Origin of the sequence: uncultured Veillonella sp., from assembly GCF_934230905.1 — a bacterium.
Classification (GTDB): domain Bacteria; phylum Bacillota; class Negativicutes; order Veillonellales; family Veillonellaceae; genus Veillonella.
In genome coordinates this window covers 1-15157 of the sequence record NZ_CAKQFJ010000008.1, presented here as the reverse complement: position 1 = coordinate 15157, position 15157 = coordinate 1, and the positions used below count along the sequence as shown (strand labels likewise).

Genomic DNA, 15157 nt, shown 5'->3' with positions numbered 1-15157 from the left:
TATTAGAATTGTGTACCAAAACTAAAGTGGAATTTCTTCTTGTCTTTACCAATACCATAGTCGAGTTTAACCGGCCCAATTGGAGTTGTAATACGAATACCAGCACCAACGCCATAATTAAAGCTCTTAGTATTCTTATACCAAGGTACGTTAGGGGCATCCCAAGCATCACCAATATCAGTAAACAATACACCACTTACCTTTTTCACGATAGGGAAACGGAATTCCAATGTCGCATTGTACATATTTTTACCACGGAATTGATCATCTTCATAACCACGTAAAGTATCTGCACCACCTAATGTGAATAATTGGCTATAAGGTGCATCACCTTGGATGAAGCCACCACGTGCACGGAATGCTAATACATTTTTAGCGCCAATTTTTTTGTATGCACGCATTTCAGCTGTGAATTTATAGAAATCAAAGTCACCGCCTAAGCCATGACCAGCCCATTGTGCAGTATAGGAAATACGACGACCACGAGTTGGTTCATAAATGTTATCGCGGGAATCATATACCTTTTGCCATGTAATGGAATTGATGCGACCAAAGTTTTTACCTACATAATCCATGCCGGCAAAATCATATGTTTTATTATCCCAACCATTACCAGATGTTCCTGCAGGAGATTGACCAGCACCTTTGTCATAGCGGAATCCGGAACTATCATCAGAATCCCATTTGTATTTATCGGAACGAGATTCAAGTGTTAAGTAGTCGCGTGTATATTCGCCTGTTTGACGACCAAAGGAGATGTTAAAGCCTTTGGATTTTTTGTTATATTGTGCTACTTCGCTACCATCGCTATCATAGTCAGTATATTCATCTTCACGGTTGAAGAAGGAGAATCCAAGAGAAGTACCTCTGTGGTCAATCCAAGGTTTCAAATAAGAAATTTGGTAGTTTTTATATTTTTTCTTACCACCGATTTCCCAGTGAACTTTGAATTTATCACCTGTACCACGAAGGTTATCTTCACCAAATTCAACAATACCCATCAAGCCATCAGATTTAGAATAGCCAGCACCTAATGTAATCGTTCCTGTTTTATGTTCCAATACATCAATTTCAATGATTACATTGTTAGGATCTTTTTCACCTGGCAACATACGTACATTGACATCATCAAAGAAGCCTAAGTTATATACCCGTTCTACAGAACGACGTACTAAAAATTTGTTGAATGGTTTGCCAACTTTTTGTACAAACTCACGAGTGATAACTTTATTACGAGTTTTCTTATTACCAGCAGGTATAATATCCTCAACAATACCTTCTACGATATGAATATGAAGCATACCATTATCGTCGACAACAATACCATCTACATGAGCTAACATATAACCATCACGAGCATATGCAGCATTGATACCTTGTACCTTTTGTCCTACATATACGGAGTTCATGATTTGACCTTCAGGGATTGCCATATATTTAGTTAATACATCGGATGTATATACAGAATTACCTTCAAATACAACACCACGTACTACTGGATTAGTTACAACAGCAAAATCAATTTTTACCCCTTCTGGAACAGATGTAAAGATTGGATTGATTTCTGTAAAATAGCCACTATTCCCTATATTTTGTACATCTTTAAATACGCCATCAACAGAAACAGCATCTCCAACTTTTTCAGACAATACCGACATTAATTGATTAGCTTGTTCAGCAGAAACACCGGAAATAGACAAACCAGTAATTGTTTTACCTACAAAAGGATTCACAGACGCGGCAGTAACAGAGGTAACATATTGAGCTTCAATGGAAGTTACAGCTTGAGCTTGACCATTTTCTGCGACCTTATCCAAGTCTGTACCTGCTGTAGTTTTGGAAACCATTTTAACTTGTTTATCATCAGTTTTTAATGCTCCATTATTTACAGTCACAGTTCCATCGGAGCCTTGTACTACCGTACCATCGCTGGATAATGTTGTATCACCACGTGCTGCTAAAATAGCCGCATCAGTATCATCTTGCGTTTTAGCACCTTTTTCTTTACTAGCATTGTATACAGTAGCTTTTGTTGTCGTATCATCAGTATTTGCAGCATCTGTAGCAGCAGTTGCATTCATATCTGGTGTATAGCCTGTTTGTACATCTGCAGCAAAAACACTGCCAGTACCCATAACGGCAGTCAACACGGATGCTGCTAGCATACGTTTATAGGCTTTGCTTGTTAACATAAAATCCTCCTAAAATTATCCCTCTTTAAAGAGTATTAAATCTTTATTATTATATCATATAATACTAGGAATTAGTACTACTATAATTCAATTTTATGAAATTAAAATGACTATAATGAAGGCCCTTCTTCGGTTTCTTCATTATAGTCATCATGATTAGAATTCTCGTGTCCAACGACCACCAATGTACGTACTACCTTGGGATGTATGCCAAGCATTAAACTTAACATTTCGTCTCAACGAATACTCAATACCATATTTATTTTGCTTATTATTAAGGCCTTGTGTATAGGTAATCATTGTTCTTGGTAACACATACTTACCAATTTCAATATTATAATTTCCTGCCGTTTCCTTACTTGTAGGCTCATTAGGATCAATAGCCCCCGTAGTAATATTAACACGATCTAATCCCAACGCATTTTGCACCGCATCTTGTACATAACCAAAAGCAAACATTTGTGCACTTGCTACGGCCAAAGCATTGGCATCCTCATTTGTAATTGTACTACTATTCGATGGTTCACCACGACCAAATGTTAACATAGAAATAATTTGATTACGTGATAGCACTGGCTCAGACTTAAGTGTTAAGTCCATATGATCCACAGTACCTTTTACACCAAGATAAATATTATAGGTACCTACATTAGTTTCCGCATCAAGTTGAAGCATAGGTAAATACGATCCAGATGCAAAAGTCGCAGTGCCCTTTGTAATATCAAACGTGTGACTTAAATATTTGAAAGTACCACTGACTACATTAAACTGCCCACTAGAAGTAGGCTCAAATACAGATCCACCAAAATGGACATCTCCTCTAATTTGCATATTATATAAGGACCGATCGTAAAGGCGTACGTTTTTACCAGCATGTACATTAACATCAATACCAAGATTACGTGCACTTTCACTTGTCTCTAGAGAAAGTGGAATCTTAAACTTCATATTCTCTAGATTCAAATCACCAATAAGCGTTGGGATACCATTTTTTTCAGCTATATATAACTCACCTTGCAATGGACCAGATATATATTCATTAGCTACATCAAGGCCATCTAATTGAATAGCCATTCGATAGTTAGTCATTGTATGTCCTGACCAATTAACTTTAGCAGCCAAACCAGCAGTGCCTTTACCAGCAGATATACGAGATTGAAGATCGACTTGTTGTCCAGAGAAAATTAAATCTCCATCAACATCTTTTATCTCATTGCCTATATTCTTTATCTTTATAGTCCCATTGCGTACAGACACTGTCCCATAAGCTTCTGGCTGATCAACAGTCCCCATCACGTGAACAACACCTTTTAAAGCACCAGTAGCCTCTTTCACAGATGGTGTAATAAGCGGAATAACAGCCATATCGGCTTCATTAAAATCGATAGTTACATCCATTGCTTTAGAGTCATGAGAGTCAACATACCCCGTCGTATACAATGCTTCTAATGGAATTTTACCATAAGCACTTAACTTATAATCACCTTTAACACCTTGAATACGTTGAACATTGATTACATGATTTTCCATAGTCGCTAATACGAATCCTTTATCAATATCAATTCCATTATAAGAACCATTTGCAAGACTAGCAGATAATTCGACCTTAGGATTTTTTGTAGCACCAGTTATATTGATAACACCAGTAACGGAACCGGTTGCATTAATATTATTACCAATAAGAGGTAAAAATGGTTCTACGTCAACGTCTCGAACGGCAATTTGTAAGTCTGCGTCGCCATCTAAATCAACAGTACCACCAGCTGCAATAAGGCCATCATCAACAGGCAATTTTAAAGTACGGATTTTAAATTTACGATTTTCTAAGCTAGCATCAATCTTTGCATCCCCTACCACATTGTTGTCAATGGATACATCTTTTATAGAGCCAACTACACTAATACTCGGATTATCATAGGTACCACCTAAATCAACAGCACCACTTAAAGAACCATCCAATTTATCTACAGGCTTGCCAAGCAAGGATAGAAGATTACTTACACGTCCATTAGTAACCTGCAATGTACCAAATAGGCGCTTATCACCAACTAAAGACATACCAGCTCGGGTCATATAATGACCGCCCTGTTCTTCGTCAAATTCAAACTTTTCTAAATTAACAACCGTTTTATCAGCATACAAAGTACCAGATATATTGGTAATACCTTCCCCATTAATTGTTAAAAAATTAGATGTTACTGACCCGTTAAAGCTAGGGTTATACAAAGAACCTCCAATATGCCCCTTCGCCTGTACATAACCTTTCACATCATAATTTGTATTGACTAACAATCTACCAATATCAATATCTTTACCTTCCAGATCAATATTTAAAGCAGATTCTGCAACAGTACCAGAACCTTTAATTACCGCACCATACCCTTTAATCGTAAAGCTAGGTAGCGTAAGAACTTTATTTTCCAAGGTATACTCAGCCATGGCATCACTAATTAATTTTCCATTATAAGAACCATCATATAAATGAGCATAGCCTTTAATATATGGATTATCTAAATTACCGCGAATTTCATTTTCAGATTCAAACCAACCAGTAAGCGGAATATCAGAAAATGGTCTAATTAAATTTTCTATACGAGCAGCCTTTGCACGAGTTTTCATATTAAGAGCTTTAGAATCTAAATCAAGTGTACCATTTACAGTAATAGTTCCATCTCCATCACCTATAGATGTATTTATTAACTCTAATATATGATCTTTAATTGTAAAACTAGCATTAATAGAATTAAAACGTGCTCCACCATAGATAATTTCAGGACTAGCAATGCTACCTAATACAGATGGACTATCAAAACTACCTGTGACAGTTGCATACCCCGTAACATTACCAGAAACGTTATCACCAATAAAACTTGAGAAATTAGAGGCATCTATATTGTCAGCTGATAAAGATAAATTCAATTGATTATGATTAATTGTACCGTAACCACTTAATTTACCATTTCCTATTGAACCTATCACAGCTACATTAGTTAAAGCACCCGAATTTGTAAAACTAACTTGAGCAGAATCAATAGAAACGCCACGAACAGATATATTTGTACCTAGCAAATTTCCCTTAAGAGAAGTAATATCACTATTCTTGCCTTCTACAGCAAATTCACCATTTACAATACCAGCTACTGGTGTAGATAAATTTTGAGTGAAATTAGCCATTTCAGCATTATGAATAGTACCATCAAGGGAAAACTCACCAGTATCAATACCATATTGCCCCTTTGCTTTTACGCTACCATTACCAATGTACAAGGCAGCTTCATGGATATCAACGACACCATCTGAATAACTAAAATTAGCTTCTCCACTATCGATTTGATACTGATCGTAAGAAATCGCATTGCTCTTTACAGTACCTGATATATACGGATTTATACTAGTACCACTAATATGAACGCGACCACCTACAGTGCCAGCCATTTGATTTTTAGTGAAAGCCTCTAAAGCTACAGAATCAGCAACGGCATCGAGATTTAATTCCACTTCATCACCAAGTGTTACTAAACCATTAATCTTAACAGCTTGGTCATTTATATGCCATCCACTATGGCTGATTAAGATATGGTTATTTTGAAAAAATATTTTCCCATTTCCATGATCAATTTGATACGTAGTAGTTCCATTTTTATAGGTTCCACCTAGATCATCAAAGGCTAAATTACCAGACATGGAATACGCTCCATCACGACCTGTAATTTGCACTTTTACATCATGTAAAGCACCAGATGTTATAGATACATTTTTATTAGTAGGAGCAAGATTCATAATTCCAGACACATCGATAGATTCTGCTTGTACAAAAAGAGCAAAATTATCCATCTTATTCATATCTATAGAACCATTAAGTGCAATAGAATGATTATCTAACATACCATTTAAAGCACCTTTTGACATGCCATCAAGATTTAATGCCACATCACCGTCCAAATTTGTTAACTTATGTACATTACCATCTTTAAATCGAACAACGCCTGTAGCATCGTTAACTACAATATCTCCATCAAATGATTTCTTATCTCCCTGTGAAGATGGTTCTAACAAAGAATTTACATTCCAAGAACCATCCGCAAGTTGCCACACATGAACATCCGGTTTTTCTAAAGTGATAGTGGAGATAACAGCAGCACCACTAGAATGCCCCATCAGAACAGATGGAATAGAAGACCATTTCATTGATACATTCAAAGTTGGAACCGCGGCTACCAAATGTTTATTCTCATCTCGTAGTATTACATTTTGCAGTACTACATCCCCATTCCAAGTAATATGCATGGAGTCGTACTGAATCGTGCCTCTTACCGTATTATGTAATTGTTCCTGTACTAAAGGTGCTACATATCGCTCTGCAATAGGATTAATAGAACTGACTATACCAGTCAATCCAAATCCCAAGATTGCTGCACCAATAAGGCACCATTTTTTCCGTGTCATAGGAAACCCCATACCTAAAAAATTACGATTATTTATACATCAATATTACCATACTCTATAATATTTCAATAGTATATGATGCATAAATTTTATGAAATCAAAACAATTTTTATTGCTTACATAAGATACAAAAATGACGATTGCCATAGCAATCGTCATCTTATTATACATATAATATATTCACTATTCTATAATTATTTTTTAGTAGGCGTAGCTGTAGCCAATGCCGCTAGTTGTTCTACAGCACCGCTATTAGCAATAATGCTCGCACCTTGTCCTACAGGTGTGTCTAAAGGTACACCTGCAGCTTGTTCAAGTGCTGAAATACTTACATTATAACTATATAAAGCATCTACATAATTATTACGAGCTTGAGTTAACTTTAATTCTGCATCAAGAACATCTAAGTTCGTACCTACACCAGCTCGATAACGAAGTAATGCGATACGGAAATTTTCTTGTCCTTCATTAACAGCAGTTTGTGTACTTTGAATTGTTTGTTCTGCAGCACGCAAGTTTAGATATGCTTGTTGAACCTCAAGATTTACCATATCTACAGCGGCAAGATTAGCTTCTTTAGCCTTTTCTAATGTATCTTGAGCAACCTTAATTTTATTTTGAGTTTGACCACCATCCCACAAGCTCCAGCTAGCAGAGGCACCAATATGCCAAGATTTACTACTAATACCAAAGTAACCATCAGGATCAGCATAACCACGACCAGCTTCAATACCTACAGTAGGTAAATAACCTGATTTTTCAGCCTTCAATCCTTCTTCAGCTTGTTTCACAGCCATAGCAGATTTTACAAGAGCAGCACGATGAAGCATAGCATAAGCTTTTACTTGTTCTAAAGATACATCATATGGTTTATATTGTAAATTTTCCTCTGCTGTGGTAATAGCTGTTTGTACAGGGTATGCAATAACTTGATTCAACTTAGCTTGTGCTAAATCAGCAGCATTCATTGCTTTTACAAGATTTGTTTGAGCATCTGACAAACTTGTATCTGCCCCCAATACATCTGAATTAGCGACTAAGCCCACATTATACTGTGCTTTAACATTATCCACATGACCTTGATAATCCTTAACAGCTTGTTTAGCTACAGCTGTCTTATTGCGATACATAATCAAAGAATAATATTCATTAATAGCATCGTATTTAGCTTGTTGGAGTGCTTCTTCATAAGCTGCACCACTGCCTTCCCGTGCAAAACGAGATTTATCAATATTAGCATCTAATTCAGGACTAAATACAGGGGCCTTAATAGTAAAGCTATGTTGACCAGTTTTACTAGTAACCATTCTACCTGTCATAGCATTAGCCCCGTGATTACGAGTGCCTTGCCATGTATAGGATATATTCGGATTTTTTCCAGCAGCTGTAGCACTGACAGTCGCTTTTGCTGCTTCATAATCCCATAACGATTGTTTGGCAGTACGGTTATTAGCCAATGCAAGAGATACAGTACTATCTTCATTTAAATTAAGTGATACTTCATACTTTTGTGCATCTTGAGCTGCTTTTTGTGCTAATTGTTGTTGCGTTAATTGAATTGCTTCTTTTTGAAATTTAGTGAGTTTATCACCATTATTGACAGATGTAGAAACAACGTCACTTGCGAATGCGCCTGTTGTAGCCATCGATAATATCATAGCTAAAGAAAAGGCCTTCTTATTCATACGTATACCTCCACACGATATGTGTTTTAAAAGACTTGTTTAATACCAAAGTAGGTGCCTCCATTTGAAGAACCAAATGGACGTGTCATTTGCACAACACCATATGTATCATTATGTAAGCGTATATCAGAACGAAGTCGATATTTAGGATGATTCAAATCATACAAAGCTGCAGAAATGCCAAAAGCACCCCTTGGATTATAGTCGATACCAAATCCAAGATTACTTTCAAAAATACCACCACGTACTAACCATTTAGGAGCGATAAATTTACCGCCATTTAAATCAAAATTATTACCATCACCAATGTTGGAAAGCCCAATCTCACCCATACCATTGTTTGTATAAACACGAGCTCGACCATTGATGCGTATTTCATTTTCATTTGTATTATAAAGCAAATCCACAGACGGTTCTACTTTAATAGGCAACTTTTTTCCAGAACCATTTGCCTCCAAAGAGTCATTAGTTGATTCTGATGCATAAGGTTTTCCACCCAATATTTTATTGACACGAGCAGAAATTTGCTCTGTATTATGCAAAGTTGCTTTAATATTTTCTTGTGCTTTTGGGTCCGTTACAGTCCCCTCCATGGAGCGTGCCATATGATCAACACGTTCCGTTGTTTGTTTAATATTTGTCAAGATAGCTCTCATATCACTACCAGCATTACCGTCAGCATTAAATTGCTGCGCTGCTTGATTAAGTTGAGCCGTTACATCTGCCATATTTTGAGTAACTACCACGGCATTATCAGCCATTACAGCTGTAGACTGTAAAGAATGTTTTAATGCATCTTGTGTTTTAGGATCCCCAATAATATTGTTAATAGATTGTAACATTTGATCTGTACCAGCCATTAACTTTTGAGCACTTTGCATCGCTTTATCCATGGCATCAATACCTTCACCTTTTACGGAGTCTCCATCATGTAGATATATCGTAGATTTTCCAGGTGATATCTGAATATACTTATCCCCCAAGAAACCATCAGATCCTAGCGAAAATGTTGAGTCACTAGGTATTTGTGTTTTCTCATCAATTTTCATTTTTACTACAACACCTGATGGTGTAATTTCAATATTGGAAACCGATCCAATAGCGACACCAGAAAATTTAACTTGGTTTCCATTTTTCAGCCCATTAACTTGAGCAAAATCACCAGTAATCGTCATTTGAGGCTTTGCAAATACATCTATGCGCCCCACAAATATAATGCCCAATACAAACAACACAACACCTACAATTGTGAAAGCCCCTACTTTAGCCTCCGTAGTCCACTTCATTATCTGTCTCTCCTTGTTACGATATCGATGGTCTCCGCCTCACCATGAATAAATCCTTGCACCTTAGGATTTGTTGAATTTCTAAAATCCTCTGTCTTTGATACTTCTATGAATTTCCCCTTATCTAATAATGCTATCCGATCAGCCACATAAAAAGCTGATTGCATATCATGAGTAACTACGATAGAGGTGCACCCCAATCGCTTTTGCATACCTCGAATAAGCATGCTAATTGTGCCCGATGTAATAGGATCTAAACCTGACGAAGGTTCATCATACAAGATAAGCGTTGGATCTAATGCAATGGCGCGAGCAAGACTCACGCGTTTCTTCATACCACCAGATAACTCATTAGGCATATATGATTCATAACCGCTTAATCCAACCCAACCAAGTCGTTCACTAACGATATGCATAATCTCATCATTACTCAAATGAGTGTGTTCTCTCAGTCCAAAGGCAACATTCTCACCAACTGACATAGAGTCAAACAATGCAGAATACTGAAATACCATACCCATCTTTTGACGAACCTTATTAAATTCTTCTTCAGATAATGTAGTAATGTCTACATTATCTACAATAATTTGACCTGATGTTGGACGTTGTAAACCTATCAGTAGACGTAATAAAGTACTTTTACCACTACCACTACCACCTAAAATAACAAGTGTTTCTCCATCCGCAATGGTTAGATTAACAGAATCTAAAATCACACGTGTGTCATAGGCTACAACTACATCACGTAATTCAATCATAAAGCCCTCTTTCGAGATAATCGGTTAAAAGAGTAGAGTCGATAAAAAATAATTCAACACAAATACCAATATAATGCTAGTTACAACAGAACTAGTTGTAGAAAAACCAACTGCCTCTGCGCCCATCTTTGTATGCATGCCTTTATAGGCACCCACCAATGCGATAACAGCACCAAAAACACTGGATTTTATTAGTCCCAATGTAAAATCAGAAATAGTCGAAAACATTTGAATCGAATCTAAATAAGTCTCTGGTGCTAACCCTTTAATTATAGTAGCTACAAAATATCCACCTGCAATACCAATGACAACGCCATAAAAAGCGAGTATTGGTACCATAATCATACAGGCTACTACACGAGGGACTACAAGATAACCAATAGGATTTACAGCCATAACACGTAACGCATCGATTTGCTCTGTAACCTTCATCGTACCAATCTCAGCAGTAATAGCAGCCCCTACTCGGCCTGCTAATACAACCCCAACAAGAATTGGTCCCAATTCGCGACCCATCGCTACTGCCATGAGTCCACCTACCGTTCCCTGTGCACCATAAGTAATCAATACATCGGTTATTTGTAGTGTCATTACTCCACCTGCAAATAATAAAGTAAGGCTGATGATAGGTAGCGAATCCACCCCCAAATGAGCCATCTGTTGTATTACATGCCATGTGTTGAGCATCTTTAATTGTTTTATAGTCTGCCATACTAATAATATAGCAGCGCCCACATTGGATAATCCTACTATAACATTACGGCCGATCAACTCTAGCCAATTCACAACACCCCTCCTTACTGTATGTTTATTAGTGATTTACAGATTAAGATATTTTAATTATTCTAGTGTTTATCATCAGATGGAGTGTCGCTTACTGGTTTATCATTGGATGGATTATTCTTAGACGGTTTATTAACAGATGTATCCTTCTTACGATTAGTGGACTTGGAATCTTTCTTATGACCTTGATCTTCTAATTCTAATTTATGTTCCATCTTAACTTGCTCTTTTGCTCGTTTAGCTAACGCCTTATCACGTTCTTTCGCACTCACGACCTGAATGGTAAATTGACCATCTCCCTGTACGATATACTCAGTATCGATAGCAGTTTTTTCATTTTTCTTTTCATCGTCCTTGCCATCGCTAAGGTCTTCACTACCTTTTTTCTTCTTAACGTCCCCTGGAGTAGGTTTATCTTCAACCCCCTGAAGTTTTGCCTTTTTCACAGAGCTCGTCGACGCTTCTTCATTCACAAGACTAATACCATCTTCTAAAATTTCTACTACGATTTGATTATTTGTATCAGTCTTTTGCAATTCATCAAACAAATCATTAAAATCTTTATAGACTTTTAAACGACGTAACACCTCATCAGTTAAATTATATTTTTGTTTTTCCAATACATAAGGCAATGGTATTTCACCACCACCACGAACTTCTAACGTGTATTTTCCCAACGGTTGATCTTTTGGTACTGTAAAGAAAACCTCTTTATTAATTTTTTCTCCACGATAGGGTTCCAATGTAACATCAACTACTATAGTATCTCCAGGAGAAACTATAGTTGATGATGCAGATGCATCCACTAGTTTCGCTGTTTTCTTGTCTTGTGTTACCTCTGTTTCTACATTTATATCTGTAATTTCATAGTTGATAAACCGATTATTCATCAATACATCTATAACATTATAAAATTCATCAACTGTTTTCTCACTAATAGACTCAGAGCTGTAGAACATATTGGTCCGCGTTAAAGGTTTTTGCGCCCCGTTTCTTGGCGTAATGGTATACGTAATTTTAGCAGTACCAGCCCCACTACGATCCAACGTTTTATTTAACATATTATATAAAGCTGTAGCTGCTAACGTAGGTGTCATATCTTTATCTTCAATCACCTTTACATTAGACTGTTTATCACGCCCCATATCAAGGTCTTTTAGATGAAATCGTACAGGAATTCCACCAGAAATAGTTCCTGAAACACCCGCAATACCTGCACCGCGATCTTCTGTAACAGTACCTATTTCACGTCCCATAGAACCTAATTTAAAAGCAGACTCATAACTTTTAACAACGGTAAAAATGTTTGCATTATGCATGAAATAGTTAGCAGTACCATGTTTTAAAAATGGATGCCCAAAAGCTACCATTTGTTTACCATCAACATAAGTAACGGTCCCTATGGCACCCAGTTTCAAATCACCATCAACAAGTAAAGCTGCTACTGAACCACCAGCCTCTAATGGTTTAGCAATATCATCACTACTAGAGCTAGCAGTATCATAAGTCTCGTAATTGTATTGTGGTAATTTTGATTTAAAATACTCCATAGATGTACTATCAAATCCATAAGCCATCAAAGGAGTCTTCATTGGTATTAATTGTTTATCTGACCAAGTATTAGTCAAATTCTTTTCATATGGTATATTCCATAATTTCACCATATCTTCAATCGGTGTAATCATACCAATAGTGCCATCCGCAAAGCCCCAACCATACGCTACAGCACCGACAAGTTTCCCATTTATATATACAGGACTACCACTCATACCATGTGCAATACCACCGGTCTGTTCCATAACAGGACCAGAGAATTTTGCTAAAATTAAATGTCCAGATGGGCCTTTATCTTTCATAACACCTAAAACCTTGACATTAAAATTCGATATGGTGTCCCCTACTATTACTGTTTTTGCTATACCTTCCATACCAGTCTGTACATCTTGAACAGGCATAAAATCAACTGCCTGAGCTGATGATAGAGCACTACAGAAGAAAAGCGCCAGTATCGTTTTTCTATACCGACGCCAAGAATGAGAAAACTTCATTCTAATCTCCTTTATTTGCTTTCTACAGTGACAACGACTTGATCACGAGAAATATCTGAACCTACTGTAACATTAACTGCAGTCACAGTGCCATTCACCGTGGATTTAGCTGCCGCCATAGGGCCTGCCAATGTTTCTACAGTTACCAATGTTTGTCCTTCTGTAACAGAAGAGCCTACAGCAACAGTAGAAGCAACTTTACCTGTTAATACACTTTGGTATGATACAGGGGCCGCCATTACAGAAGTAATACCCGATGCCGTTAAAGCAGCTAAGGCTAAAAAAGTCTTTTTCATAACGATCCCTCCTTTTACAATAGAATACATGAGATTATTATACTAAATATCTAGATTTTTTTCAAACAAAATTGCATACAATTCATCATTTAATGATTAGTATGTTTTCATAAGCAGTCGGCATTTCATTACCTTTATGAACATAATGACCATCAACTTCTACATCAACACTGCCCTGATTAGATAATTCAAAACCATTAATAGCACCTAATGATGTCAACAAATCAGCACCTTCTTCAAGAGTAACGCCAACAGAAGCAGCATTATGTTTATCTACGGTAGCAACAATAAGTTTTTCATCTTTTGTTGTACCTATAAAACTTCGGCTATGATTAGTAGAATTTTCTGGTCCTACATAACTACCATTATGTAAAACAAGCGTTCCACCTTCAATCATAGCACCACCCTCTGTATTCACCTTCGCCAATTCTGGTCGCGGCTGTAATAAAATAGGAGTTCCAATTTTTAAAGACTTTAATGATGGTATAGCCTCACCATGAGCTGATAGCACAAATTGATTCGCCCCTAATGCTGAATTCCCCTTTCCAACCTTAGAGACCTTACCATTACTTACCGTTACTTCATATCCATACTCATTAGTTTTTGTACTTTCACCATAGCTAGCTGTATATAATGTAAGAGCATTACTTCTACGAGGTCCATTTACAGCGGTAATAATCAAGGTAGACTTATCAGTCTTAGCCTGTAATAACGGCCGTTTTTCTTCTATAAAATATCCTCGACTCGGTGTGTAACGTAGTATGCCAACAGATTGAATTCGATTTAAATCTACTTCTCCAGAAGCACTAACAGAATATGGTTTATTAAAGCTCTTTCCAGGTATGGATAAACCAATAGCAGCAATGTGTGACTGAGAAATAGATGCTAACGGTTTCCCTCCAACTACATTAGCTAGCACCATAGGTTTATCACCATTAATAATCATCGTAAAAGCATTAATCATTCCTTCATTAACAACAGTTTTTATATGGGCTGTCTGAATCGATGAACTAACATTTTTAGTTGTCTTTTGCCTATAATCAGAAAATAAATCAACAACGACTCGATTGGGATTCGATAAGGTGAAAGCATGATAATTAACAGCTTGTTTTGCTAATAATTGAACCTGTAATCCATTATTCGTAGGTTGAAAAGATATACCTTGTAATGTACCGATTTTATTCGTTGTATATTCAGTCGTATTTGCAATTTTATTAGTTGTATTGGCCAAGTTTAACGTTAAGGCATTTTGGCTCGCATTATATGATTTAGTCCAAGATAATGGCAGTTCAGTCATATCCAAAACAATTCGACTCGTACCATCATAATTTGCTACTCGTACGGCAGTCAAATCACCTGCGTAGGCAATAACAGAAGTTGTTACCATAATAGATGCCACTACAGCGGCTATTTTAAAGCGTATCATCATTGAATTCCTTTGCAATATATAGTATTTATAAAGCTTTACTCAAAAATATTCTCCATTTTAAACAAAATAGAATATATTCTTTATTATTGATTTTATGCAATCTATTTATTTGTAGTATACACTATTTTCCTTAAGAATTCAAAAAAGCTGAGGTGAGATCTCACCTCAGCTTTTAACATTTTATTGTAAATCCTCTAATGTATCTCTCAACGATGACATTTCATCTAATGTTTT

At 36.6% G+C, this 15157-nt stretch carries 9 protein-coding genes; all 9 read right to left on the bottom strand.

The genetic code is table 11. The features are described from left to right. Window positions 1-2: 2 nt before the first annotated feature. Window positions 3-2192 (bottom strand): outer membrane protein assembly factor, encoded by a 2190-nt coding sequence (locus tag Q0E20_RS03115; RefSeq protein ID WP_295996162.1) that lies wholly within the window; start codon window positions 2190-2192, stop codon window positions 3-5. Between the two features lie 156 nt (window positions 2193-2348). Further along, window positions 2349-6638 carry a translocation/assembly module TamB domain-containing protein gene (locus Q0E20_RS03110; protein WP_295996158.1) on the bottom strand — a complete coding sequence of 1430 codons (4290 nt, stop codon included), beginning with the start codon at window positions 6636-6638 and terminating at the stop codon, window positions 2349-2351. A 194-nt stretch (window positions 6639-6832) separates the two neighbouring features. After that, window positions 6833-8323 (bottom strand): TolC family protein, encoded by a 1491-nt coding sequence (locus Q0E20_RS03105; protein ID WP_295996155.1) that lies wholly within the window; start codon window positions 8321-8323, stop codon window positions 6833-6835. 26 nt (window positions 8324-8349) lie between these two features. Then, a complete protein-coding gene (locus tag Q0E20_RS03100) occupies window positions 8350-9609 on the bottom strand; it encodes an MlaD family protein (protein ID WP_295996152.1) in 1260 nt (419 codons plus the stop codon). Continuing rightward, window positions 9609-10367 carry an ABC transporter ATP-binding protein gene (locus Q0E20_RS03095; RefSeq protein ID WP_295996148.1) on the bottom strand — a complete coding sequence of 253 codons (759 nt, stop codon included), beginning with the start codon at window positions 10365-10367 and terminating at the stop codon, window positions 9609-9611. The genes Q0E20_RS03100 and Q0E20_RS03095 overlap by 1 nt, the downstream gene beginning before the upstream one ends. Before the next feature lie 24 nt (window positions 10368-10391). Beyond that, window positions 10392-11153 (bottom strand): ABC transporter permease, encoded by a 762-nt coding sequence (locus Q0E20_RS03090; RefSeq protein ID WP_295996144.1) that lies wholly within the window; start codon window positions 11151-11153, stop codon window positions 10392-10394. Window positions 11154-11212: 59 nt separating this feature from the next. Further along, window positions 11213-13198: a SpoIVB peptidase S55 domain-containing protein gene (locus Q0E20_RS03085; protein ID WP_295996142.1), complete on the bottom strand. Its 1986-nt coding sequence runs from the start codon at window positions 13196-13198 to the stop codon at window positions 11213-11215. Between the two features lie 11 nt (window positions 13199-13209). Further along, complete coding sequence (locus Q0E20_RS03080; protein ID WP_295996139.1) at window positions 13210-13494, bottom strand: biotin/lipoyl-containing protein; 285 nt, start codon at window positions 13492-13494, stop codon at window positions 13210-13212. Window positions 13495-13579: 85 nt separating this feature from the next. After that, window positions 13580-14920, bottom strand: a complete 1341-nt coding sequence (locus tag Q0E20_RS03075) for a phosphodiester glycosidase family protein (RefSeq protein WP_366509616.1) — start codon at window positions 14918-14920, stop codon at window positions 13580-13582. Between the last annotated feature and the right edge of the window lie 237 nt (window positions 14921-15157).

Coding starts and splice junctions, on each gene's coding strand:
- Q0E20_RS03080 (WP_295996139.1), bottom strand. CDS start 13,494: ATGAAAAAGACTTTTTTAGCCTTAGCTGCTTTAACGGCATCGGGTATT.
- Q0E20_RS03110 (WP_295996158.1), bottom strand. CDS start 6,638: ATGACACGGAAAAAATGGTGCCTTATTGGTGCAGCAATCTTGGGATTT.
- Q0E20_RS03100 (WP_295996152.1), bottom strand. CDS start 9,609: ATGAAGTGGACTACGGAGGCTAAAGTAGGGGCTTTCACAATTGTAGGT.
- Q0E20_RS03085 (WP_295996142.1), bottom strand. CDS start 13,198: ATGAAGTTTTCTCATTCTTGGCGTCGGTATAGAAAAACGATACTGGCG.
- Q0E20_RS03075 (WP_366509616.1), bottom strand. CDS start 14,920: ATGATACGCTTTAAAATAGCCGCTGTAGTGGCATCTATTATGGTAACA.
- Q0E20_RS03095 (WP_295996148.1), bottom strand. CDS start 10,367: ATGATTGAATTACGTGATGTAGTTGTAGCCTATGACACACGTGTGATT.
- Q0E20_RS03105 (WP_295996155.1), bottom strand. CDS start 8,323: ATGAATAAGAAGGCCTTTTCTTTAGCTATGATATTATCGATGGCTACA.
- Q0E20_RS03115 (WP_295996162.1), bottom strand. CDS start 2,192: ATGTTAACAAGCAAAGCCTATAAACGTATGCTAGCAGCATCCGTGTTG.